Below are 22712 nucleotides of genomic sequence, written 5' to 3'. Positions count from 1 at the left end.
CTTGATGTGCCTGGCAGGATCGGCGCATGCTCATCACGCCCCGTCCGGGAACCAACCGGGACAGCCTGCTTCCGACGCTGCCGTCCGTGCACATCGACGCCAACAACGAGCACGGCCGCCCCTTCGACAACGCCTACAGGCGGCTGGTGGGCTATCTGGAGTGGGCAATGAGCGCGCTGCGAAACCAGGTCACTGCCGAAGACCTGGCTGCCCTTGTCCTGACCAAGCGCCACGACACTCTCCTGAACGGCGTGGGTGATCCGGAGGGGGCGCAGAGGGAGCGCCTGGTGAACCTGCTGGTCGACCAGGAACTGGCCGAGCACACCGAGGCTCTTGAGGCGGTGATACACCTGCTGCAATCCCTGATGAACCGGTGGACCGGGCACGAGCGCTTCGTCGTCCCCGACTCCAGCTTCTACATCCAGAACCCCATCAAGCTGGCCGACGTCGACCGGCACCAGGTCCTCGGGCTCCCAGAAGAGGTGCGCGTCCGCCTGCTTTTCCCGATCGTCGTGGTCGACGAGCTCGACGGGCTTAACCTTGACTGGGTCCTGAACGGCGACACGGACGGAGTCCTGCACGCCGGGGAGTACGACCCGCAGTCGGGCGAAACCCGCGGCAAGGTCGTCGGGGAGATGGTCCTGGATCCCCCGGGCACGTACACCTGCCGCTTGCCGATGATGAGACCGCCGGCCTGGCGCAGGCCATCGACGAATTCGCCTGGTCCCTCTAATCCCTCGAGGAAACCGCGCAGGCGTTCATCGAACGCGGCGACCCCGACGGCGCCGAGCCGTCGATCTCGGCCATCCTGGCCCTACGCAAGGCGGACGACCTGCCTGAGACAGCCCGCCAGTACGTTTCTGGGGAGGCGGAGGAGGCACTGTCCACCATCGTCTGCGCTCTGCTCGACACCGGGCAGCGAAAGCAGGCGCTCAAACTGGTGGAAGCGGCGCGGAGCGACAAGCTGAAGCGGCTGGCAGACGTCCCGTCCGACATCCCCGCAACCGCGGAGCCCGAGACGGCCGAGAGGCGGCCGGACAGCACGAACAACTCGCCCCGATCCGCAACCCCCCGGCCATGGACACCGCCCACGAAGAACGGTCAAGAGGGCACTGCAGGAAGCGACGACACCCCCCTCTTGCGGTTGAGTGAAGTCAAGCGGCTCGTCTTCGAAGGCAAGCTCGACCAGGCCGCATACCTCACCCGCCTTTCCCCTCGACGCATCGGCCTTCTTCAACACACGAGGCGAGGCCCTTCTACGGGCGGCGGGCGGCCACGCCCCCTCCGACGTGCGGCGACGGGCCCTCGTGGCGGAGGCCCTGGCCTCGGGATCCGTCACCCGGCTCGTAGGGACGATCGCCGAGGCTGTACCCGAGGTCCTCATCGACGTCGCCCGCTGCGCTCACTCGTTGAGCCTCTACCAACACCACGGCTGAGAGCCCGGCCGGACAAACGCCCAAGGCGCATAGGCGTCGAGACCGAGAGGTCGCAGCAACCGATTCGGCCGCTACACGCGGTCGGGGCCACCCCGGTGAGCAGTCCACCAGTCCATGAGGACGTGGGCCTTGTCGTCAAAGCGGCGGTCCAGAAAGGACATTGGCGCGCGCAGCGGTATCCGACGTCCATTCGATACGTGTACGACCAGCGTCCGGACCCCAGCGGTCTTCCGGACCTCTATGCCGATGATGTCCCGCCACGCGATATCGCGGCGCCCGCCTCCGCGGAGGACGAGGAAGTCGTCGCTGAGCTCTACACGGTACTGAGGAACCAGGGCTGGAACGACCACGCTCGCGAGCATGGCGTTTGAGACCCACGTCCACAGCTCCCCCGCCGTCATGCGCCCACCAGTGGCGTGGAAAAGGCCCAGCGGCAATTGACCGTACTGCAGTGGACGGTGCCCGTGCTGACCGCAGGCGTATTGGTTCTCAACGCCCCGCACCGCGAACAGCAACGGCCCTCCCAGCAGAAGCTGGGCATGCTCCGCAATGCTGCCTTCGGTGTCACGGGCTGCATGAATCGCCGCTGAAGGACGGTGTCCCAGGCCCGTTGCATCTGCGACCCAGCGCAGTGTTCCGGGTGACTCCCCCGCCGTCGCGGTCCACGGCGCGCTCAGCAAACGCCGTGCGCGCTATAGGCCATGCCGACGGGGGATGCGCGATGGCTGCCGGGCGTCAGCTGCCGGCGGGCTTTACCCCGAACATGAGGGTGTGGCGTGGGACGTCGTATTGGACGGTCTGGGTGTGCTCCAGCAGGTCTTTCAAGACGTCGGCGTCGTCGGCGTCGACCGTGAGGACTTCTTCCCCGGCGCCTTCGTCCAGGACCAGCTGCAGGGTGAAGGTGCCGCGCTGGCCGGGTTCTCCGGCCACCCAGCTGAACTGGTAGTGGTTGACCTGGCGAACTTTGATGCCGGCCTCTGTCAGGGGCTGCTCAACCTGTGTCATGACAGCCGATTCCCTTCCTGTTGCGTGCATTGACTGCCCACGTCCGTCCCCTACCGCCTGAAGTCCGCTGTTTGAGGGCAGTGTCTTAAGCCGCCGCCCGGGCGCCCTGCGGCTTGAACTGCCGGACACCTCTTGAACCGCCAGCGGCAGGGCGCGCGCCGGCGAGGCGGGCGGGGCTACTTGTCGCGCCGATCTTCGTCGACGCCTTCGGTGTCGATCTGTTCCTTGCGACCCCGCGGCGGTGCCGGGGTGGGCCCAGCCGCCCTCGCCGGGCTGGTTGGCCTGTTGCCAGGCTGCGTCCCAGTCGATGCCGTAGTGCCCGTACAGGCGGTGCTCTTCGCCTTCGGAGAGGTGGCCGCCTGCGTCGACGTCGACGTTGGGCGCGTCCTTGACCGTGTCCTCGGGGTAGGGGACCTCCCAGATGGTCTTCCACGATGGAGGCGTCATGGATGGGTACGAACGACTCGCTGGTGCCGAACAGGCCGGTCTTCACGCTCACCCACTCGGGCTGACCGGTGGCGTCGTCGAGGAAGACGTGTTTGGCATCGCCGATCTTGTTGCCGTCCGTGTCGTAGACCGGGTGGTCGAGCACAGTCGGGATCTGCTCGTGGGTGATCACTGTTTACTCACCCTCTCTCTTGTCGCGTTCGGCTCGCTCTGTCCGGCTCACCACCGCATTGGGTGCCAAACCGGTGGGAACTTGTTGAATTGCGAAGCGGCGAGAGTGCTTTGGAAGGTGCCCGCACCCCCCTGGGCCGGACCGGTTGGTGGTGCTGAAGTCGTTCCCCACAGCCGGGCTGGACAGCAGACGCGGTTCCCTGTCGGGGCGCTGCGGTCCACAGTGAAAGCAGCGTTAGTGCGACCGAGGTGATTGCCCGTGCTGGGTGCCGCTTCTGGCAATCATCCAGGTTGCCGGGGGTACTCGCGCACGTTGTGGGGCGCGCCTCCGGCAGCCGCGTGGTTGGTTCGGGCTCTTTTGCGGCGAGGCTCCGGAGGATCCGACGGCCTCCGCCACACCCCCCCTATCCGGGCCCCTGGATCCACCGATCTGACCAGTTCGAAGCCATGTCAGAAGGTAGGGCACGCCATGACAGCGGTGACGACAGATTCACTTGTCCCGGCGCTTGAGCACGCTCGTGATGCTCACGCTGCGGTCATCAACCGTTTCCGGGCCGATATGGCCGCCCACGCCGCAGGCCCTCGGCCGGAGATCCTCAAACGCCTTATCGACGACACACACGACAGTGTTGCTCGCATCGACGGCCACTTGCGTGAACTGCGACCCCGCCGCCCGCTGCGGGACACCGCCGAGAAGGTCCGGTTCATCGCCCGGCGAACCGTCCGGATGGCCACTTTGCTGCTCAAGATCGGTGCGGTGATCACGACTGCCCTCCTGCATCGCCGCAATGCGCCCAGCACGCGACAGCTGCTGAGAAGCACCGAGGCCGAATACTCGATCACCGCCCGGGCACTGGCGGCCTGCCGCGCCGGGGAGAGCATCGCCGAGCAGGCGCTTGACCATGCCGCCGCCAACCTGCTCGCCACACTGCGCCACCAGGACGAGGAACTGCTGGCGACCCTGGAGGACAGCATCGCCCAGCACGCCCGGGCCACGGCGGCGGCCGGGAGCGGGAGCGGCTACCGCACGGCCGAGGACGATGCGCGGCAGGCCGCGCGCACGGCCGAAGGTGCCCTGCGCCAGATGCCCGAAGAGGCCGAGGGCACGATCACCAGGAAAGAAGAGCCGCCGGTTCTCTGGTACGACCACCTCAGCATCGCCGACATCATCCAGCGCCTGCCCATGCTCTCCCAGGCGGAGCTGACCGCCCTCGACAGCTACGAGCGCGGACACGCCGGCCGGCCGGACATCCTGAACGCCATCGAGCGGCTACGCGGTAACGAACCATGGCCCGGGTACGACGCCATGATCCCTGACCAGATCACCGCCCGGCTGCAGACCGCCGCGCCCGCCGAAGCCCGGCAGGTACTGGACTACGAAAGGCGCCACCGCCGGCGCGGCACACTAGTCGCTCTCGCCAAGGCCCGCAGCATTGAAGCCTCCCCTGGCCGACATCCCGATGCTCGCGGGTTGAGATAGCGGAATCCGTTGATCGTGGACACCTGGAGACTCGGGAGGCAAGAGCAATCGCAGCCACCCGCCGGTTCGGCCCGAAGCCCTCGTAGCTGTTGCGTTGTACCTGCCCGGAGGGCCCACCTCGCCAAGCTCGTACATCTGTTTGACCGCAGGTGGTGGGGCTACTCGTACCTGGGAGCCTGCGTCGCAGCGAGGAAACAGCGCCGGCGGGACCGCGCAGAGATGGCAAGGGGCTGGTCGCGATGACCGTGGCGACACAGCAGGGCGGCGGGGGCGGTTCCAGCGGCCTCTACGACGTTCTGGAACTCATTCTCGACCGCGGACTGGTGATCGACGCGTACGTGCGGGTCTCTCTTATTGGTATCGAGATACTCACGATCGACATACGGATCGTGGTCGCCAGCGTCGACACCTACCTCCGCCTCGCCGAGGCGTGCAACCGCCTCGACCTGGAGGCAGGGCCGCGCAAGCCGGCCGGGCTGACGGAGCTCACGGGACAGCTCGCAGAGTCCGGCGCCCGCGGCAAGACCAGAGGAGCCCTGTCCGGCACCGCGGAGACGATCTCCGACGCCTCCCAACAGGCACGTGACGAGGGCCGGAAGCGCCAGGGAGAGCAGGCCGCGCGCCGAAGAGGGGAATGAGAAGTCAGCACCGACGTCTACGGGATCATCCGCGCCTCGCAGTCGGTCCCTCCGCCAGGACCTGGCCGGCATCGGAGCCCCCCGCGGCCGATACGCGTGCTGCGCCGGGGCGCGATCGTCAGTGACGCCCCCCACACCAGCTGTGGCCCAAGCGCCGTGATCTGCTCGCCCATCAGCTGGTGCTGGACGAAGCCGGAGGGGGCGGAGTGGTCCTGGCGTCAATTACCATACGGGGCGTCCCGTATGGTAAGAAGAGTCATGACTGCTGTGACAACTCCTCGCGGACGTCCGCGAGATGAGCGGGTCCACACGGCGATCCTCAATGCCGCCGCTGAACTTGTGGCCGAGACCGGCTATGCCGCAACGTCCATCGGGGCGGTGGCCGCTCGGGCCGGCGCCGGCAAGGACACCATCTACCGGCGCTGGTCCGGCAAGGCGGAACTGGTGTACGAGGCGGTCTTCACCGCGACCGAGTCGGCTCCCGTCCCGGATACCGGCAGCCTGACCGGCGACCTGACCGCACTGGTCAAGGACCTGGTGCAGGAGTTCACCGCCCCGGCCGCCGCGGCGGCCCTGCCCGGCCTGCTGGCTGACTTCGCCGCCAGCTCCGAGTTGCAGACCCGCATCCGGAGCCACTTCCTGGCCCCCGCCAAGTCCGGCCTGACGGAGGTGTTCGAGCGAGCCGTCCAGCGCGGAGAGGCACACGCCACAGTCCCGGTCGACCTGGTGCTCGACACCCTGGCCGGGGCCGTCTTCTTCCATGTCGGCCTCGTCGGCGCACCAGCCGACCAAGACTTCACCAGCCAACTGGCCGCCCTGGTCGCGCGTGGAATCGAGGCCCGATGAACGGCTGGTTTCTCGCCGCCGGCCTCACCAGCGCAGGCGTCGCTGCGGTTCATGCCCGCGCCGGAGGCCGTGACGTCGTACGACCGCTGTTGACCGGCACCCTGCCGGACGAACCGCGCCGGGTGCTGCACGCCGTCTGGCACATGGTCACGGCTGACCTGATCCTGGCGGCCGCAGCCCTGATCGGCCTTGCCCTGTCCCACCAGCCTGGCGGGGACATGGTGGCCTCGTTGCTGGCCGTTCACTTCGTGGCCTACGCGGCAGTGTTCCTGGTGATATCACTGGCAGCCGATTGGTCCAAGCCGTGGTTGAGACTGCCCCAGTGGCTGCTGCTCCTGCCCGTGGGCGCACTGGCCGCTGCCGGAGCCATGTAAATTGCCGATCGGTACACAGCTCGGCAGAGCAGATCGGCAGACCAGAGGGGATCCAGCGCGCGCGTCGTGCACGGATGCCCGACTCCGAGGACGACGACACGGTGACCACGGTCCTCGCCGAGCGTGCGGAGCACTTGCTCCAACTCGCCTGCGGCATCAACTGCTTACGACGCCTCCGAACCTCATTCTGAAATGATCAGTTAGGGGTGCAGAGGCGGGAACGCGGACGGGACGCGAGTTTCCGTTCGGCGCGGAGCAGCTTGCCGTGGGAGTTCCTCGGTCGCCGCCTTGTCACAGGGCATGTACACCGATCCCGCTGATCATCTGGGACGTCCCGAGACGCGTGCGCACACGTTGCTGGGGTCGACGCTACCGACCGCGTCGTCCTCATCTACAGGGACGTGGTGCTCACGCCGGGTCGGTGGGACTTCCGGTGGAGCCGGACCTGGAGGGCGTCCGCCGCATCCTCATCGGGCCTCCGCTATGGATGCGTACGACACGTCAGGACCCCGCCCGGCGGCACTTCGGCGATAACCGCGTGGTGATCGGCCGCATGGAGACGGGCGAAGCATCGTTCGACCACGCTGCGGTCGCGGCAGATGTCCTTGTCGAAGGCGGGTGGGCGACCGCCGTGGGTTCCGCGTCGCCGGCGGTTGGCCATCTGGTCGCGGCTGTCGCCGGTTCCCGAGGAACCCAGCCCGCTGGTGACCGTCTGTGATCGCCGGCGGCGTACAACTCCAGGACTCGTTCATCGCCTTCATCGACTACGGCCAGGGACCCTTCGAGTCCATCTGCGCAGCGGCGTCCGGCACGCACGCTCGCGGGTTGCCGAAAAGCCCCGGTCGACCGGCTTGGTTGACGGTCCGGGATCGTGGTTGCCGACCAGATCACTCCGTTATGGGCAGGCACTCGGCGAGCAGGTCGACGACGTCCCGCCAAGCTCGCTGCGCGTGCTGCGGGTGATAACCGACCCCGGGAAGCACGATGTGGTCGACCGGTGGGTGATGGAAGGCGTGCAAGGCGCCGCCGTAGACCACGAGGCGCCAGTCGACGCCCGCAGCCTGCATCTCGGCAGTGAATGCGTCCCGTTGCTCGGGCGGCATGATCGGGTCCTCCGACCCGACCCCGGCCCACACCGGGCAGTGAATGCGCGCCGTCTCGCCTGGTCGGCCCGTGGTCAGTCCGTTGACTGTCGCGATCGCGCGCAGGTCGACGCCGTCGCGCCCGAGTTCCAGCGCGATTGCGCCCCCGGTGCCGTAGCCGACGGCGGCGATCCGGTCCGGGTCGGTCCGCGGCTCGGCGCGGAGCACGTCGAGCGCCGCGTGGCCGATGCCTCGCATCCGGTCGGGGTCGGCGAGCAGCGGCATGCAACGGGCCAGCATCTCCTCAGGGTCGCCCAAATAACGCCCGCCGTGGAGGTCGAAGGCCAGGGCCACGTACCCCAGCTCGGCGAGCGCATCGGCCCGGCGGCGCTCGACGTCGCTGAGCCCCACCCCCTCGGGCCCGACCAAGACCGCGGGCCGGCGGTCGACACCGGCCGGGAGCGCGAGATGCCCGATCATCGTCAGGCCGTCGGCCGCGTATTCGATCGTGCGCGTTGTAACCGTCGTCATGAGCCTGGACTGTAGTGATCGTCGAGCCCGGTCGGACCGGTGTTCTGCCGCTGGCAGAAGGCAGGTCTCTGGCGTATTCCGGAACCACCCCGTCAGCGATGCAGCTCAGAGCCTGTGAACAAACCGCCGTCCGCCCGAAGGGCGTGCGCACCGGACGCCGCTGCTCGCAGACGGGGTTTGTTCACAGGCTCTAATCTTGTTCTTTATCTACCAGGACCTGCCAGGCTTGCCGATGGCCTTGAGAGTCTCGGGGCGTTTGACGGTTTTGCCGACGTCGTAGCGGGGTGCTCGGTGTTTGTTCTTGGCGCCGGGTGGCCGTCCGGGGCCGGTTCCTCTGGGTTTGGGAACACGGGTCGGGCAGGCGAGGTGAGCGCGGATGTTCCTGAACCCCCGGCGGACCCGGGCCGGGGTGAGCCGGTCGGAGGTGGTGGGTTTCTCCCAGGGCCGGCGGAGATCCTCGGCGAGAGGCCGGGCGAGCCGGAGCTGGGTGTGAGCGACGATCAGGATCCAGGTCCAGCGGTCCGCCGCCTGGGGAGTACGGAGCTTCGGAGTGGTCCAGCCCAGGGTCTGCTTCGCGAAGCGGAAGGTGTGCTCCAGGTCGAAGCGGCGGAGAAATGCCTGCCAGAATCGGTCCACGTCGTCCGGAGTGGCGCCGGTCTTGGAGGACCACAACCACACCGGCGGGGCATCACGGTCCTTCGATAGATGCTCGACCTTCAACCGGATCAACGTGCCCTCGACCAAGGGAAGTTCACCGTCGTGGTCGAGCCATGAGGAGCGGTGGGTGAGCCTTGGGTGGACCCGGTCCCATGCCTGAGTCTCGGCCTTGCCGTAGTTGGTGGTTGCGGTGACCGTGGTGATCGCGGGCTCGGGCCAGGTCTCCGGCTTGGCGAAGCGGAATTCCGGGCCGTGCTTAGGCGGCCGTCCGCCCTTCGGGTCGTGGACGCGAGGCGGCTTGGGCAGGCGCATGACCCGGTCGGAGCGGACGCGGCCGACAAGCTCGACGGGCACGTCGCGCAGGACCCAGGCCAGGCGGGTGACGTCATAGCCGGCGTCGCTGACGATCACGATCTGCGGGTCCCCGTTCTGCCACTGGCCGGCCGCGACGAGCCGTTCAACGACTCCTCGGAGCTGGGCGGCGGTGACCGCGGTCGCGTCGTCTGCAGGTCCCAGCCGGACCGCGTCCAGGATCGCGGTCCAGGAGGTGGCACCCGGCTCCAGCACGGCGACAAAGGAGTACGGCCAGCCGGGGATGAACTGCGATGCCGTCTTCGCCCGGCCGTAGACGTGGCAGAATAGCCGGTCCGCTGAGCACGGCGCGTCCGAGCGAAGCCACGGGGACACATCGACTGCGAGGACCAGTCGGCCGTCGTCGAACCGCGGCAGCGACAGTCCGGCCAGCACCGTCCGCAACCGACCAGCATCGATCCGGCCGTGGTTCAGGCCGCCGTACATCGCTCCGTGCCCACGTCGGTGTTCGGGCAGCAGCGTCAGGTCGACCGGGGACTTCACCGCACCGTCCGCACACAGCACCGCGTCCACCAGCTCGAACAACTCGTCGCGCCGTGCCGTCAGGCACTCGTAGAACTCTCCCCGGAAGCGTGACGCTTCCGCGAACGCTTCCCTCCGGACAGCATCAGGCAGCAGACTCACCCTCACGGCCTTCGTCGTGGTCACGTGCACCTTGGTCGGAGCACAGGATCAGACGAAGGCCGCCCCCGTGTCCGGCGAACCCCCATGTGAGCGAATCCGTTCGAGACGCCATTCGAGACCGTGGCACCATGTACCGCATGACGACGAACCGAAAGGTCCATGCCGCGTAGACGGCCAGGACAGATCCGTGTTGGCGTCCCCGGCAGCCACCGGACAACGGGTGCAAGACCGGTCATCGACGGCCTGTCTTCGCGTGCGCTGTCCGAGATCATCCGTCTCGAGCGCACCCGCAACTATCTGCAACCAGGCGACGTCAGCGCGGCTGTGGGCCTGTGGAAGGACTACGTTCACCAGCCCGAGCGTGCTCTGTGGCACGACTACGAGTGGGGCAACGTGCACTGGTACTGCTGTGGTAACCCTCTCGAAGCCCGAGCCCTCCTCGACGCCGTGATGCAGGCCTTATCGCCACGAAGCGCCCGCGAACTTCGAAAGATCGTCAGCCGGTCAGACGCCGTCTGGAACCTTCCGTCCCCGCCCTACGACGCGGACGGAAGATAAAGAACAAGCTAATCGACTGTCGCCGGTCCTCGAGGAAGCCAGCCTGTTGGTGACCTTGCGTGATCTCCTGGGGCGTATCGGCTCCATGTCCCGCCTGTCTCTCTGATGAGGAGGCTGGTGGTCTTGTCGTGGTAGCCGAGGGCGTCGGCAACGACGGGGCCGGGTAGTTCGAGGAGTTGCTGTCGGATGGCAGCATCGCGGGCAGCGGCGGCCGGGACGCCGACCTCGTTCAAGGGCGCAGAGATCGGCGCAAGACCGTCGCGGGTCCTTGACGCACCTAGGATTGTGAGAGTGACGGCACGAACCAGTGACATCGAGAAGGCGGCCGGTGTGCTGCGCGCCGGCGGCCTGGTGGCCCTCCCGACCGAGACCGTCTACGGACTCGGCGCCAACGCCGAGGACCCCGCCGCCGTCTCGCGCATCTTCCAGGTCAAGGGACGCCCACCCTCGCACCCGCTGATCGTCCACATCGGCGGCGCGGAGCAGCTGGACGACTGGGTCCAGGAGGTACCCGCGACGGCCCGTCTGCTGGCCGAACGCTTCTGGCCGGGGCCACTCACGCTGGTGCTGCGGCGCGGTCGCCGGGTGCCCCTGGAAGCGACCGGTGGCTTGGAGACGGTGGCCGTGCGCGTGCCCGGCCACCCCGTCGCACTCGCGCTGCTGTCGGCCTTCGGAGGCGGTGTCACGGCCCCGTCCGCCAACCACTTCGGCTCGGTGAGCCCCACGACCGCGGCCGACGTCCGTGCCGAGCTCGGCGACGCCGTCGACTTCGTGCTGGACGGCGGCCCCTGTGAGGTCGGTGTCGAGTCGACCATCGTCGACGCCACCGGCGAGATCCCGAGCATCCTGCGGCCCGGCGCGGTGACGCGCGAGGACCTCGAAGCGGTGCTGGGGTGCCCACCCGCGGTCCCCTCGACGAGCCGTATCCGGGTGCCGGGCCAGCATCCGTCGCACTACGCACCGCGGGCGCGGGTCGTCCTGGTCGAGCCGGAGAAGGTCGTCGCCGAGGCGGAGCTGGCGCAGGAGCTGGGGCACCGGGTGGGCGTCTTTCTTCCTGCCGCCTTCGCCGACGCTGAGGTGAAGGCGCACGCCGTGGTGCAGGTCCCCGGTTCGATGGCCGCCTACGCACGGCGGCTGTACGGGTTCCTGCGCGAACTCGACCAGCGGGGGTGCGACCTCATCGTCGCGTCACTGCCGGCGGAGGAGGGGCTGGGACTGGCGATCGCCAACCGGCTCCGTCGCGCCGCGGGGCCCCGCACCACCGTGTGACCAGCGCCGACGCCCTGCCTTTACTGCTCCCGGATGCGGTGGCCCGGCGGATTCGTGGCGCATTCGGCTGAGCTTCCGCCGGTCTGACAGGCCGGGCACAGCTCGTGCCGCCCGTCGTCGGTGACGACCGCTCCCCATCTCCGGCACACCTCGCAGCCCGCCCCCGCGCCAGGTCGGCGCGGGGGGGGGTGCTGGGCACGTGGTCGGCTCGGTGAGCCATCGGATGGTGCCCTTCGGGCCGTGATCGAGCGGTGAACCGGGGGCTTCCGCATCCACGTATACGGGTCTCCTCCGACCGGGGCACATCACGTAGGGGCTGCCACGGCCGGGATAGTCAGGACGCGGCAGGGACCGCCGCGTCAAGGCCGCGAGAGGCGACGAGCTGTGCACTGCCGTCGGCCAGCCGGTAGGACAGCCCCACCACACCGAGGCGGCCGACGGCCACCCGCTCAGCCAGGACGCGCGAGCGTTCGAGCAGCAGGTCCACGGTGTGCTCGATGTGCTCGGCCAGGATCTCTTCGGCCTGGTCGCGTCCGGCGGCGCGGGCTGCCAGCACGCTCGGCGTCACCCGTTCGACAACATCACGGACGAAGCCGCCGGGCACCCTGCCACCGTCGGCTGCGGCACGCGCGGCTGCGATAGCCCCGCACGAGTCGCGGCCGAGCACGACGACGAGCGGGGCGTCGAGCACGCTCACGCCGTACTCGATGGAACCGAGGACTTCTGCACCGGCGACATGCCCCGCGGTGCGCACCACGAACAGGTCGCCCAGGCCGCGGTCGAAGATGATCTCGGCGGCCAGCCGGGAGTCGGAGCACCCGAACAACACGGCGAAGGGCTGCTGGGCCGGTGCGATCTCGGTGCGGCGTATGGCGTCCTGGTTCGGGTGCTCGGGGGTGCCTGAGACGAAGCGTTGGTTACCGGCCATGAGCAGCTCGAAGGCGTCGCGGGGCGTCAGGTTGTGGATCTCGGTCATGGCAGCAGCCTACGAGCGGGCAGCGGCCGTCGCACCGCCTGGTCCCGCCGGAGGTTGCCGGAGCGGGCCACGCTGACGGCCTTGTCGTCACCCCCAGGCGCCGGGCGAGGGCGGTCTCGGTGCGGAACCTCAGCACGCGACGGTGCTGCCCCGGCCACAGCGCCCGCCTCGACGACGAGCACCTTGCCGACGCCGTATGGATGCACGCAACGGGAGCGAGGGAGCATGGCCAACGAGACCCCGGACGCGGAGCCGTCCCCGTCCGTGGGGTTGAAGCCTGATGCGATCGGGTTCCTCGACGCGCTCGTCATCGGGCTCAACGCCACCTACCCGGCGTACTCGGTGGCGGCGGCCATCGGGCCGCTCGTGGCGCTGGTGGGGATCCACGCCCCCGGCGTGTTGCTCGCGTCCTTCGTGCCCATGCTGCTGATCGCATCGGCGTTCTACCACCTCAACAAGGCCGACCAGGACTGCGGAACCACCTTCTCCTGGGCCACCCGCGTCTTGGGGCCGTGGGCCGGATGGCTCGGCGGCTGGGCCATCGCGATGACCGGCGTGCTGGTCATCGGGTCCCTGGCGGACGTCGCCGTCACCTTCGGCCTGCTCGCCTTCGGCCTCGACAGCTGGGCCGACGACGACGCCCTTCGCCGGCTGCTCACGGTGCTGCTCATCGTGGTGATGACGGCCGTCTGCGTGATCGGCACCGAGGTGTCGGCCAAGGTGCAGAGCGTCCTGATCCTCGCGCAGGTCGTCTGCCTGCTCGCCTTCGCCGTGGTGGCGCTGTACCGCGTCTACGCCGACACCGGCACGCTCGACTCCGTCGAACCGTCGATCGGCTGGCTGGACCCCTTCGGCGCCGGAGGGGCGTCGCTGACCGCGGCCCTGCTGCTGGGCGTGTTCCTCTACTGGGGCTGGGAGTCGGCGGTCAATCTCACCGAGGAGGTCGAGGACTCCGCCACCGCTCCCGGCAAGGCCGCTGTGTGGCCGACAGTCATTCTTCTGGTGACCTATGTGGCGGTCGGTTTCGCGGTGGTCGCCTGCGCCGGAACGGCCTACCTGGCCGAGAACGCGGCGGAGGAGGAGTTCATCTTCGCCCTGCTCGCCGACGAGGCCATGGGCGGCTGGCACTGGGTCGTACTGCTGGCGGTCTCGACGTCCACGCTGGCGTCGACACAGACGACGATCATCCCGGCGTCACGCACGGCGCTGTCCATGGCACGCCGTCATGCCCTGCCCGCGCATTTCGCACGGATCAATCCACCATTTCGCACACCCGACGTGAGCACGTGGTGGGTCGCCGCCATCGCCATCGCCTGGTACCTCGTCGTCAGCGAGATCAGCTCCAACGCGCTGTTCGACTCGCTCACCGCGCTGTCGTTGCTGATCGCGTTCTACTACGCCCTCACTGGTGTCGCCTGCGCCGTCTACTACCGTCGCCACCTGACCAGAAGCGTCCACCATTTCGTCCTGATCGGCCTCGGCCCGCTCGTCGGCGCCGGGCTGCTGACCTGGCTGCTGGTGGAATCGGTCATCGACATGTCCGACCCCGCCAACTCCTACAGCGGCGACTCGTGGCTCGGGCTCGGTCCCCCGCTCGTCATCGGCGTCGGCATCGCCGTCGCGGGCGTGATCCTCATGATCGTATGGCGATTGAGGGCTCCCGCCTTCTGGTCGGAACACCCCGGCGTGGTCGACCCCGCCCTCGTCGACGGCGAGGCGTCAGGCCGTACGAAGTCCTGAAGATGTCAGTCGCCCATGGCTACGACGAGTCAGTCGCAGGGGCGCGGCCGGCCCAGGTCCCGGGCGCCCCAGTGGCCGAGGGGGCCCATGCGACCGCCGTCAGGCCGGAGCCGGGCAACGTGCCGGGAACGCCCCCTGGACCGAGGCCGGGAGCGTGTTCGAGAGCGGGCATCCGCGCCTGGCCCCATCGACACCGGGACGCGGATCATCGCCCGGCTTCTCTCACCTACCCGCGTCGAGAGAGCGTGCCCGCGGTCGAGCACCGCGAGAGCCCGGCGACGAGGACGCCGACCGGCCCTCGGCACGAACATCCCGACGTGACGCGGAAAGCATCTCCGATGCGGGCACGAAGCCCTGAGCGCTCGGTTTCGCTCGGCGGCGTGGCCGGGGCGGGGGCAGCCCGGTGGGCCTGTGGCACGCTCCGTTTCGCATGGCCCACGCGCCGAAAAGCCGACGGCGACGTCACCGAACCGGCACCGGCTCCAAACCGTGCTGCCTGACGACCGACGAGCAGGGCGCCGATGGCGCACGGCACCGGTACGTCGAGACCGATCGGGACCGGAACAGGTGCGGGTGGCGGCGTAGTTGCGCGACGATGGGGTCGTCCACGTCGGCCGGTCATCCCGGCGTAGTGCCACGCTCAGTCGAGCAGACGGCGCAGGTAGCTGTGCGGATCAGCAAGGTAGCGGCGCCAGTGGTCGACCAGCGCGAGTTCGTCCCAGGTCGTTCGGCGCAACCCGTGCTCGCCGACCTCGATGATGTCCGCGCCGGGCAGCGCGGTCAGAAGCGGCGAATGGGTGGCGCAGATGACCTGGCCGCCGTTCTTCACCAACTGGTCGATGTGTCCGAGCAGTTCCAGGCAGGACGTGAAGGAGAGGGCCGCCTCGGGCTCGTCCATCACATACAGACCGGCCTGGTGGAACTTGCCTCGAAAGGCGGCGAGGAAGCCTTCTCCGTGGCTGACCGCGTCCGGTGCGAAGCCTTCGCGGTCCAACGCGTCCAGAGCGGTCTCGGCGCGCAGGAAGAACCCCTTGCGGGCAGCCCAGCTGCCCAGCATTCGGCGCCCAAGTGGCGCCGCGTCGAAGCGGATTCTCGCGCCCAGCACCGACTTGGAACGATGACTGGCATAGCGCCAGTCGTGGGAGCCGCCCCAGGAGTCCAGGCCGAAACCCTCCGCCAGGGCTTCGACCAGAGTCGACTTGCCCGAGCCGTTCTCACCGACGAGAAACGTCACCGGCGCGGTGAAGCGCAGCCCGCCCGCGATGAGGTCGCGCACACACGGCACCGACCACGGCCATTCCCGGTCGTCGCGGTCGTCCACGTGCGCGTATGCGCGTTCGACAATCACGCGCTGAGTGTCTCATGGGGGATCTCGGCCCCGCCTAGGTAGAGGTGGGACCGTGAGGGGGGCAGCGAGATCTCCAAGGCCAGTGCAGCGAGCCCCGTGCCCAGGTTCGCGAGGGGTTCCGACCAGGCCCCCGGTCGTCCGGCCTCATCGCCCGGGACGAGCCGTCCTCGCCCCGTCTTCGGAGCCGACAGCAACCGATACCGACGCGCACACTGCGACGGGACGGCTCCGCGCCGCCGTTCCGGCGCTTGCCGACATGTACCTGGCCGGCCTCGGACGAGCCGCGCTCGCGCGCCTGCCGGCCTCCTTTTCCGAGACCCACGACGATCTGTACCTCAGCCTCACCGAGGGGCTGGTACCGATCGCTCGCTCGCCCTGGAGGACGCCGCGGCCCTGGCCTCGGACACCGGGGGGCGAGCTGGTCATCCGGACCACGACAGGCAGAAGACGGAGGCGCTGAATGATCAAGCCGACACCTCGTCGGCCGGCTCTCTCGGGCGCCGTGACGAGCGGTACCGCACGCGGGCCGTTTCCAGACCGCCAGACCGTTCTGCATCGCATGGTGCGTCGTGTCCGGCGGACGTCCGGCGGTCGCCCTCGGCGGGCAGGCGGCCATCGCGCGTGCGGTTGTCGCCCGGCGTACGGCACGGGATCCTGAGTGAGCACGAAGGGAAGCGGTGGTCATGAATCGTTTTCCGAAGGCGGCCAACGTCGACTTCCACAGTCCCTTGGACCTCTCCAAGGCCGCCGCTGCGGTGCTGGACGACGAAGGCCGCATTGCCGGGTGGGGATCCTCGGCCCAGCGCCTCCTCGGACACTCACCCGAGGATGTGCTCGGCCAGTCGGCCACCCAGTTGCTCGTAGCGACCTCGGGACGGCGGCTGTCCGGTCTCTGCAAGGCGGACAAGCCTCGCAGCGCCGTCTTGGACCTCTGCTGTCGAGACGGACGTACCCTGCGTGCGGCCGTGACGTTCAGCCCGCTCGCGCACCGCGGCGTAGCCGCGACCGTCGTCGTCGCGGCCGACCTGACAGCGCTGCGCAGCTGGGAGGCACAGCTGGCGTTGCTGCAGGGACTGGCGACCGAGTCTCCCGTGGGTCTGACGATCTTCGATACGGACATGCGGGTGGTCTGGGGGAATGTGTCGACCGATCTGGAGCTCGCGGGGATCGCGCACTACGTGGGCCGACCGGCCGCGGATCTCTTTCCCGAAGGGGAATTCGTCTCCCGCCACCACCCGCCGGACGAAGACCAGGTGATGGAGCGCGTCCTGACGACGGGGGAACCGATCATCGGCATGCACTATCGCGGGCGCGCGCCCGTCGACCCGGTGCGCGAGCACGTCTGGTCCTGCTCGTACCACCGGCTGCTGGACGCCCGAGGCGAACCGCTGGGGGTGTTCGAGGAGTCCCTGGACATCACCGACCGCTACCGCGCCCAGGAACGACTGTCGCTGCTGGTGCGGGCAGGAAAGCGCATCGGTGCCTCGCTGGACGTACGCCGTACAGCCGCGGAGCTTGCCGACGTGGCGGTACCGCAGCTGGCCGACGAGGTGCTGGTGGACCTGCCGCCGGCGGTCATCGAGGGACGGCAGCCGCCGACGGGCTCGGCGCCGGGGCACCGTCTGCTGCGGATGCACGGCCGGACCCCGGAAGAGTTCCGCACCAGTCCCGTCTCCTACCCACCATCGTCACCGCAGGCTCTGAGCCTGGCCACCAGCCGCCCCGTCGTCGACGCCTTGCCGCCCGAGGCACCGGGCGAGGTGCGACCGGACGCCTCGCACTCCTGCCTCTTCGTCCCGCTGCTCACCCGGGATGCGGTCCTCGGCCTCGCCACCTTCCGGCGCACCAGCAACCCCGACCCCTTCGGAGCCGAGGAGCAGACGCTCGCCGTGGAACTGGCCGAGCGAGCCGCCGTCGGCATCGACAACGCCCGCCGTTACACCAGCCAGCATGAGGCGGCCCTGGTGCTGCAGCGAAGCCTGCTGCCACAGCACCTGCCCGAGCAGAGCGCGGTCGACGTCGCGTACCGCTACCTGCCCGCCGACAGCCGCGTGGGCGTGGGCGGCGACTGGTTCGACGTGATCCCGCTGTCCGGTGCGAGAGTGGGACTGACCGTCGGCGACGTGGTGGGGCACGGCGTACACGCTGCCGCGACCATGGGCCGGCTGCGCGCCACCGTACGGACCCTGGCCCTGCTGGACCTGGATCCGGCCGAGCTGCTCACCCGGCTCGACGACCTGGTCGCGCAGGACGCGGAATCCTCTGAGAACGACGGGCTGAGCGACGAGGCGCTCGGGGTGACCTGCCTGTACGCGATCTACGACCCGGTCGGCGGTCGGTGCGTCTGGGCGAGCGCGGGCCATCCCCCGCCGATCGTGGCCGATTCGAGCGGCTCGGTGGCCTGGTCCGCGCTGGCGCCCGGGCCACCGCTGGGACTGTCTGGCCTGCCTTACGAGAACGTGGAGCTGAACCTGTCCAGCGGCAGCGTAGTGGCGTTCTTCACCGACGGTGTCGTGGAGGACCGGCGCACCGACATCGACAGCGGAATCGACCGCCTGGCCCACGTGCTCACCTGGCAACGCTGCCCAGTGGAGGAGCTGTGTGACCGCGCACTGTCGACCTTGCCACCTGGACCACAGGCGGACGATGCCACGCTGCTGCTGGTCCGTACCCGGCAGCTCGACGCCGACCATGTGGCGGACCTGGAGCTACCGCCCGACCCGGCCATGGTGGCTCACGCCCGTACCTACACCGAGCGCCAACTGGCGACCTGGGGCTTGTCCGACCTGTCGTTCACCGCCGCACTCGTGGTGAGCGAGTTGGTCACCAACGGCATCCGGTACACCACCGGGCCAGTCATGCTGAGGCTGATCAGGGACCGCTGCCTGCTGTGCGAGGTCTCCGACATGGCGCACACCGCCCCCCACCTGCGGCGAGCGCGTCGGGACGATGAGGGAGGCCGCGGCCTGTTCCTCGTCGCCCAGATGTCCCAGCGCTGGGGCACGCGGTACACCTCGTCCGGGAAGACCATCTGGGCCGAACTGCCCGTCTCCTAGTAGGACTCCAGTCAGAAATCGTTGCCTGAGCTGGTCGGCTTCGCTGTTGCGGGCGTGGTGGGGATGGGCGAAGCCGGCCTGTGGCGTGGGGAGTCGGACGTGCCGGTTCGGTCGGACTGCGGAGCGTCGGCGACGACTTCAGCTGCATCCCGGACACCTTCGGTGCCCCCTACACCACTGGGCTCTCGGCACTACTGGGCTCTCGGCTGCGTCGATCCGGACACGTCAGGCCGCCCGGCAGCACGGCACGGTGGCCCAGGAGATCCCGGTCGACCACACGACCCCATTCGTGGAGAGCGGTACATCGCCCAGTCCGGATAAGCCTTCCACCACCTTGTGCTTGGCCGACCGCACCAGCCCGGGCGAGGTGCCCGGCAGCTGCCTCGGGTCGCCGTTGCAAGGTCAGTGGTCTCCAGCTACGACCGGCGGCGCAAGGGTGCGTGTCGCGCCCTGAGCCGGCGGAAGCCATGGGCCGTGACCGGTAGTTGGCCCCCGCGGGCCCGCCGCCCCAGGATCGGCGGGCCGGCGCCTCGGAGGGCGCCGACGCGGGGTAAGAGGAACCTATGCTTCCGTAAGCCAAAACGGAAGACCCAATTCCTCTTGACTCCTCCTCACGTGCACAGAAGAGTCCTGAACCCCTTGCGCAAAGGAGCGCAGATGAGCCGAGCCACGGCCACACTCCGCGTCGTCGAGCTGGACGGACAAGGGCACTCACGTGCTCTTTCCCGTCGAGCGAAGCTCAGAGGACCTCATGAGCGACGAGCCACTGATCTTGAAGTACGGGAATCCGGAAGACGGGGCGGCCGTGTCGGGGGCGGCGCCGGCGGACTGCCCGACCTCGGCGCGCTCGAGCCCGCCGCACAGCTGCCGCAGCTGCCGCGGATCATCCACTGACCTCACCCTGGGCGCGGGCGACCATGACACCTGGGCGGCTGCCGCCTCCGGAAGCCGGTCCGGTGGGCGTCCGGTCCGCGCCGCGACCTGAGAGGCGCCGGACCCCGCCGACGGGCTGCGACCGGCGCCGCACCCGGTGACGGCTGCGACGCGCACCGCTCGCGCCGGCCGCCCGTGCGCCGGGGCCGGCGCGCGGCTCAGAACTCCTGCACGTAGTAGGGCTCTGCGGTCATCCAGCCGTTGCCGCGGGCGCCGTGGCGGGTGCCGTTGTCGCTCTGGGCCAGGGTGTACCAGGAGTCGACGTAGTCCGGGTCGTCCGTCCACCAGTCGTCCGGGATGGCGTCCAGGACCGCGCTCACCAGCGGAATGTAGGTGCCCTGGTCGGCGATGGTGAGCAGCGCGGTGGCGATGGCCTGGGCGAGGTCGTGGTAGTTGGTGCTGCCGTCCTCCTCCATCATCACGGCGTCGGCGAGGTCGTACTTGTAGGAGGACCAGTTGACCAGGATCTGGTTGGGCCGGTAGACCGTGCCGTCGTTGTCGAGGTACGGCATGTCGACGGGATCGACGCGCACCTTGCCGTCCTGGTCGAAGCCGGTGACCAGGGTGTAGATCTCGGCGTCGCCCTTGATCCAGGGTTCCTCGTCGTCGGAGAGTTCGACCGCGGTGATGCGCGTGGTCCAGAAGCCCCCGGTGACCGCGAGCGTCCGCGAGCGGTCCGTGGGGGTCTGCCTCGCGGCCGGGGCGGCGGAGCGCACGCCGTACCGCGCGAGTTCCTCGGTCAGCACGTCCAGACCGGCGGCCAACGCCTTGGAGCCGTCGATGTCGACGACGTACACCGGGTGCGCGGGCGCCTTGCGGGCGTCGAGCGTGTGGGTCCGGCCGCGGCTGTCGTAGGCGGTGAAAGTGGTGGCGTTCTCGTCCTGGATGGCCGCGGCCACCCAGGGAGTGGCGCCGGCGGCGAGCGCCGCCCGCATGGACGCGTCCCCGAGCCGCAACCGGAGCAGCGGGCCGGCCTCGGCGTCGAGGCCCTTCGCGGCGGCGATCCGGCGGTCGGCCGCGGCAAGGGTGGCCTTCAGGGTGCCGCCGGCGGCCTGCCCGGCCAGGGCGGTGACGTCCACCTCGTCGGAGGTGAGCGCCGCCGTCCGGACGCGGGCGCGCCAGGCGGAGTCGGTGAGCGAGTCGGCTAGCGCCCGCGCGGCGTGGTCCTCCGCCGCCGTGACGGCGGACGTGGGGGCGGGGGCCTTGGAGGCCGCCGTGGCCGGCAGGGCGCTCAGAGTCTGGCCGGCGCACAGGGCGACCAGGGATGTCGCGACGGCGCCGAGGCCGCGCCGACGGGGGTGACGGGGTCTCACGTGGATCGATCCTCCTGGGGCGAGTGGTCGATGCCGCACTGTCCGGTGGAGCTCTTGCACGGCGTCTATGCGGGTAGACAGAGGCGCGCAGATACAGGATGACGGTGACATGACACGCTCACAAGAGGGCGCCCCAGACCCTCTCATGTATCACCGCCGCCCCTATGACGAGGGGGCGCTGGACGCCGTCGTGACCAGGTTGAAGACCTCTCGGGCGGCATATCGCTTGAGGCATCGGATGATCTCACGCCGAGTCTTGCCCTCCGGCAAAACGACATGACCCGGCCACAGCCGGAAGGCTTCGTCCGAATTGGCACCCCAACTGGCCTGGACAGACTGACAGTGTGGACCTCGGTCGACGCGAGCATCATCGATTCCGGCGTTCAGCGGTGACACCGCGAGTCGTGCCCGAAAGCACGGACCTGGAGCTGGTGGAGGACAGGTCCGGCACCCTGTCGACTCCGTGGCCGTGAAGTGGAATACGGCGGTCAGCGCAAACGGCAGGCCACGATGCGCGGCACCCGGGCGGCGCGTCGCCGCACCGACCCGACACCGTCTTCGGACTGAACCGGTTGACCTCCACCGAGCCGCTGAGATCAAGCCTATGGAACACACAGGCCGCCGCCTCAACCTGCTCCGTGGTCAGCCAGCGGTTGCCCGGTCGGTCGAAGCGGTCGGTGCGCACCCGCGTGACCGCCTGCGGTGGACCACGGTCAGCCGCCCGGCCGGATCACCGCGCGCACGCAGCCGTCGTTCTTCTCCTTGAACATCTCGTATGCCCGCGGCGCCTCGTCCAGGGGGCACGGTATGGGTCGCCAGGTGGGCCGTGCTCAGCTCTCCGGCCGCCAGCCGGTCCAGCAACATCGGGATGTAGCGCTGGCCGTGCTGCTGTGCCCCCCGCACGGTCAGGCCTTTGTTGATCACCGCGCCCAGGGGGAACTTGTCGACCGCCCCGGCAAGACGCCGAGGACGAACACCGTGCCGCCCTTGCGGCAGGCGTGGATGGCCTGCCGTACGGCGGTGGGGCGGTCCGTCTGGAGCCGGAGCGGCTGCTTGACCTGGTCGTAAAGGTGGACCGGGCTGTCGCTGTGGGCTTCCATGCCGACCGCCTCGATGCACACGTCGGTGCCACGGCCGCCGGTGCGTTCGCGCAGTTCCGCCCCGATGTCGGTGCTCGTGTAGTCGATGACCTCACTGCCGACATGCCGCTCGGTCATCTCCAGGCGCTCGGGAATCCGGTCGATGGAGATCACGCGTTCTGCGCCCAGCAGGATGGCAGCGCGCGCCGCCATCTGCCCCACGGCCCCGCAGCCCCACACGGCCACCACGTCACCCGGGCCCACGCCCGCCAGGTCCGCGCCCATCCATCCCGTGGGGACCGAGTCGGGGACGAACAGGGCGCTGGTGTCGTCGATGCCCTCCGGCACGGGGAAGGCGCCGTAGTCGGCGAAGGGGACGCGTACGTACTCGGCGTGGCTGCCGCGCAGTCCGCCCATGGCGTGCGAGTAGCCGAAGATGCCGCCGGTGTCGGCGCCGAAGAGGGCCTGGCCGATGCCGGGGTTGGTGTTGGTGTTGTCGCACGGGACGACAGGTCGTGGGTGCAGTACCAGCAGCGTCCGCAGCCGACGAACGAGCAGACCACCACCCGGTCCCCGACCTTGTGCCGGCGTACCCCGGCGCCGACCTCGACGACCTCGCCGAGGAACTCGTGACCGATGATGTCCCCGGAGCGCATGAACGGGATGTAGCCGCCGATGAGATGAAGATCCGAGCCGCAGGTGGTGCCCGCGATCAGCCGTACGATCAGGTCCTGGTCGTTGCGCAGGACGGGATCCGGCACCTGTTCCACGGCGAGC

The 22712-nt window shown here is 69.3% G+C and carries 18 protein-coding genes and 1 pseudogene; 9 read left to right on the top strand and 10 right to left on the bottom strand.

Going from position 1 to position 22712, the window contains the following annotated elements; translation table 11 throughout:
- Nucleotides 1-26: 26 nt before the first annotated feature.
- Complete coding sequence (locus ACIHAR_RS03090) at nt 27-968, top strand: hypothetical protein (RefSeq protein ID WP_400016266.1); 942 nt, start codon at nt 27-29, stop codon at nt 966-968.
- A 539-nt stretch (nt 969-1507) separates the two neighbouring features.
- Here the strand turns inward: ACIHAR_RS03090 and ACIHAR_RS03085 are convergent.
- Entirely contained in the window at nt 1508-1837 is a 330-nt protein-coding gene (locus ACIHAR_RS03085) for a hypothetical protein (RefSeq protein WP_365468712.1), read from the bottom strand.
- A 15-nt stretch (nt 1838-1852) separates the two neighbouring features.
- Between ACIHAR_RS03085 and ACIHAR_RS03080 the strand changes: the two genes are divergently transcribed.
- Nucleotides 1853-2026, top strand: coding sequence for a hypothetical protein (locus tag ACIHAR_RS03080; RefSeq protein WP_365468715.1), 174 nt, complete (start codon nt 1853-1855; stop codon nt 2024-2026).
- Between the two features lie 145 nt (nt 2027-2171).
- On the opposite strand, the gene ACIHAR_RS03075 is transcribed toward ACIHAR_RS03080, so the two are convergent.
- Together ACIHAR_RS03075 and ACIHAR_RS03070 are read right to left on the bottom strand one after the other, a co-directional pair.
- Nucleotides 2172-2441, bottom strand: coding sequence for a hypothetical protein (locus ACIHAR_RS03075; RefSeq protein ID WP_365468829.1), 270 nt, complete (start codon nt 2439-2441; stop codon nt 2172-2174).
- Between the two features lie 85 nt (nt 2442-2526).
- Nucleotides 2527-3033, bottom strand: coding sequence for a PRC-barrel domain-containing protein (locus ACIHAR_RS03070; protein WP_400016357.1), 507 nt, complete (start codon nt 3031-3033; stop codon nt 2527-2529).
- 495 nt (nt 3034-3528) lie between these two features.
- On the opposite strand from ACIHAR_RS03070, the gene ACIHAR_RS03065 reads away from it, so the two are divergent.
- The 4 genes from ACIHAR_RS03065 to ACIHAR_RS03050 all read left to right on the top strand — a co-directional run bounded on the left by ACIHAR_RS03065 (nt 3529) and on the right by ACIHAR_RS03050 (nt 6397).
- On the top strand, nt 3529-4539 hold the full coding sequence (locus tag ACIHAR_RS03065) for a hypothetical protein (protein WP_400016262.1): 1011 nt from the start codon (nt 3529-3531) through the stop codon (nt 4537-4539).
- Nucleotides 4540-4778: 239 nt separating this feature from the next.
- Nucleotides 4779-5177 (top strand): gas vesicle protein GvpJ, encoded by a 399-nt coding sequence (gene gvpJ, locus ACIHAR_RS03060; RefSeq protein WP_365468721.1) that lies wholly within the window; start codon nt 4779-4781, stop codon nt 5175-5177.
- A gap of 258 nt (nt 5178-5435) precedes the next feature.
- Nucleotides 5436-6023: a TetR/AcrR family transcriptional regulator C-terminal ligand-binding domain-containing protein gene (locus tag ACIHAR_RS03055; protein WP_365468724.1), complete on the top strand. Its 588-nt coding sequence runs from the start codon at nt 5436-5438 to the stop codon at nt 6021-6023.
- Nucleotides 6020-6397, top strand: a complete 378-nt coding sequence (locus ACIHAR_RS03050; protein WP_400016258.1) for a hypothetical protein — start codon at nt 6020-6022, stop codon at nt 6395-6397. The genes ACIHAR_RS03055 and ACIHAR_RS03050 overlap by 4 nt, the downstream gene beginning before the upstream one ends.
- Nucleotides 6398-7284: 887 nt before the next feature.
- Here the strand turns inward: ACIHAR_RS03050 and ACIHAR_RS03045 are convergent.
- Both ACIHAR_RS03045 and ACIHAR_RS03040 read right to left on the bottom strand, forming a co-directional pair.
- Nucleotides 7285-8010, bottom strand: coding sequence for a dienelactone hydrolase family protein (locus tag ACIHAR_RS03045; protein ID WP_400016256.1), 726 nt, complete (start codon nt 8008-8010; stop codon nt 7285-7287).
- 207 nt (nt 8011-8217) lie between these two features.
- Nucleotides 8218-9663 (bottom strand): NF041680 family putative transposase, encoded by a 1446-nt coding sequence (locus ACIHAR_RS03040; protein WP_400016355.1) that lies wholly within the window; start codon nt 9661-9663, stop codon nt 8218-8220.
- Nucleotides 9664-10512: 849 nt separating this feature from the next.
- Here ACIHAR_RS03040 and ACIHAR_RS03035 point away from each other — a divergent pair.
- Nucleotides 10513-11490 (top strand): L-threonylcarbamoyladenylate synthase, encoded by a 978-nt coding sequence (locus ACIHAR_RS03035; protein ID WP_400016254.1) that lies wholly within the window; start codon nt 10513-10515, stop codon nt 11488-11490.
- A gap of 334 nt (nt 11491-11824) precedes the next feature.
- Here the strand turns inward: ACIHAR_RS03035 and ACIHAR_RS03030 are convergent, their stop codons facing one another.
- Nucleotides 11825-12466 carry a carbonic anhydrase gene (locus ACIHAR_RS03030; RefSeq protein ID WP_400016252.1) on the bottom strand — a complete coding sequence of 214 codons (642 nt, stop codon included), beginning with the start codon at nt 12464-12466 and terminating at the stop codon, nt 11825-11827.
- Between the two features lie 225 nt (nt 12467-12691).
- Between ACIHAR_RS03030 and ACIHAR_RS03025 the strand changes: the two genes are divergently transcribed.
- Nucleotides 12692-14206 carry an APC family permease gene (locus ACIHAR_RS03025; RefSeq protein ID WP_400016250.1) on the top strand — a complete coding sequence of 505 codons (1515 nt, stop codon included), beginning with the start codon at nt 12692-12694 and terminating at the stop codon, nt 14204-14206.
- Nucleotides 14207-14846: 640 nt separating this feature from the next.
- On the opposite strand, the gene ACIHAR_RS03020 is transcribed toward ACIHAR_RS03025, so the two are convergent.
- The gene (locus ACIHAR_RS03020) at nt 14847-15554 is read right to left on the bottom strand and encodes an AAA family ATPase (protein ID WP_400016247.1); all 708 of its coding nucleotides are present in this window, start codon (nt 15552-15554) and stop codon (nt 14847-14849) included.
- A gap of 683 nt (nt 15555-16237) precedes the next feature.
- On the opposite strand from ACIHAR_RS03020, the gene ACIHAR_RS03015 reads away from it, so the two are divergent.
- Nucleotides 16238-18610 carry a SpoIIE family protein phosphatase gene (locus ACIHAR_RS03015; protein WP_400016245.1) on the top strand — a complete coding sequence of 791 codons (2373 nt, stop codon included), beginning with the start codon at nt 16238-16240 and terminating at the stop codon, nt 18608-18610.
- Between the two features lie 1091 nt (nt 18611-19701).
- Here the strand turns inward: ACIHAR_RS03015 and ACIHAR_RS03010 are convergent.
- The 3 genes and pseudogenes from ACIHAR_RS03010 to ACIHAR_RS03000 all read right to left on the bottom strand — a co-directional run.
- On the bottom strand, nt 19702-20856 hold the full coding sequence (locus ACIHAR_RS03010) for a DUF3103 family protein (RefSeq protein WP_400016242.1): 1155 nt from the start codon (nt 20854-20856) through the stop codon (nt 19702-19704).
- Between the two features lie 920 nt (nt 20857-21776).
- Entirely contained in the window at nt 21777-22352 is a 576-nt protein-coding gene (locus tag ACIHAR_RS03005; protein ID WP_400016240.1) for a zinc-binding dehydrogenase, read from the bottom strand.
- Between the two features lie 146 nt (nt 22353-22498).
- A pseudogene (locus tag ACIHAR_RS03000) lies at nt 22499-22696 on the bottom strand (alcohol dehydrogenase catalytic domain-containing protein); the annotation flags it as partial.
- Nucleotides 22697-22712: the final 16 nt, after the last annotated feature.

It is taken from the genome of Streptomyces sp. NPDC052016 (assembly GCF_044548445.1).
Classification (GTDB): domain Bacteria; phylum Actinomycetota; class Actinomycetes; order Streptomycetales; family Streptomycetaceae; genus Streptomyces.
Note: the sequence above shows the minus strand (reverse complement) of the source record. Positions and strands in the feature narration are given on the sequence as shown.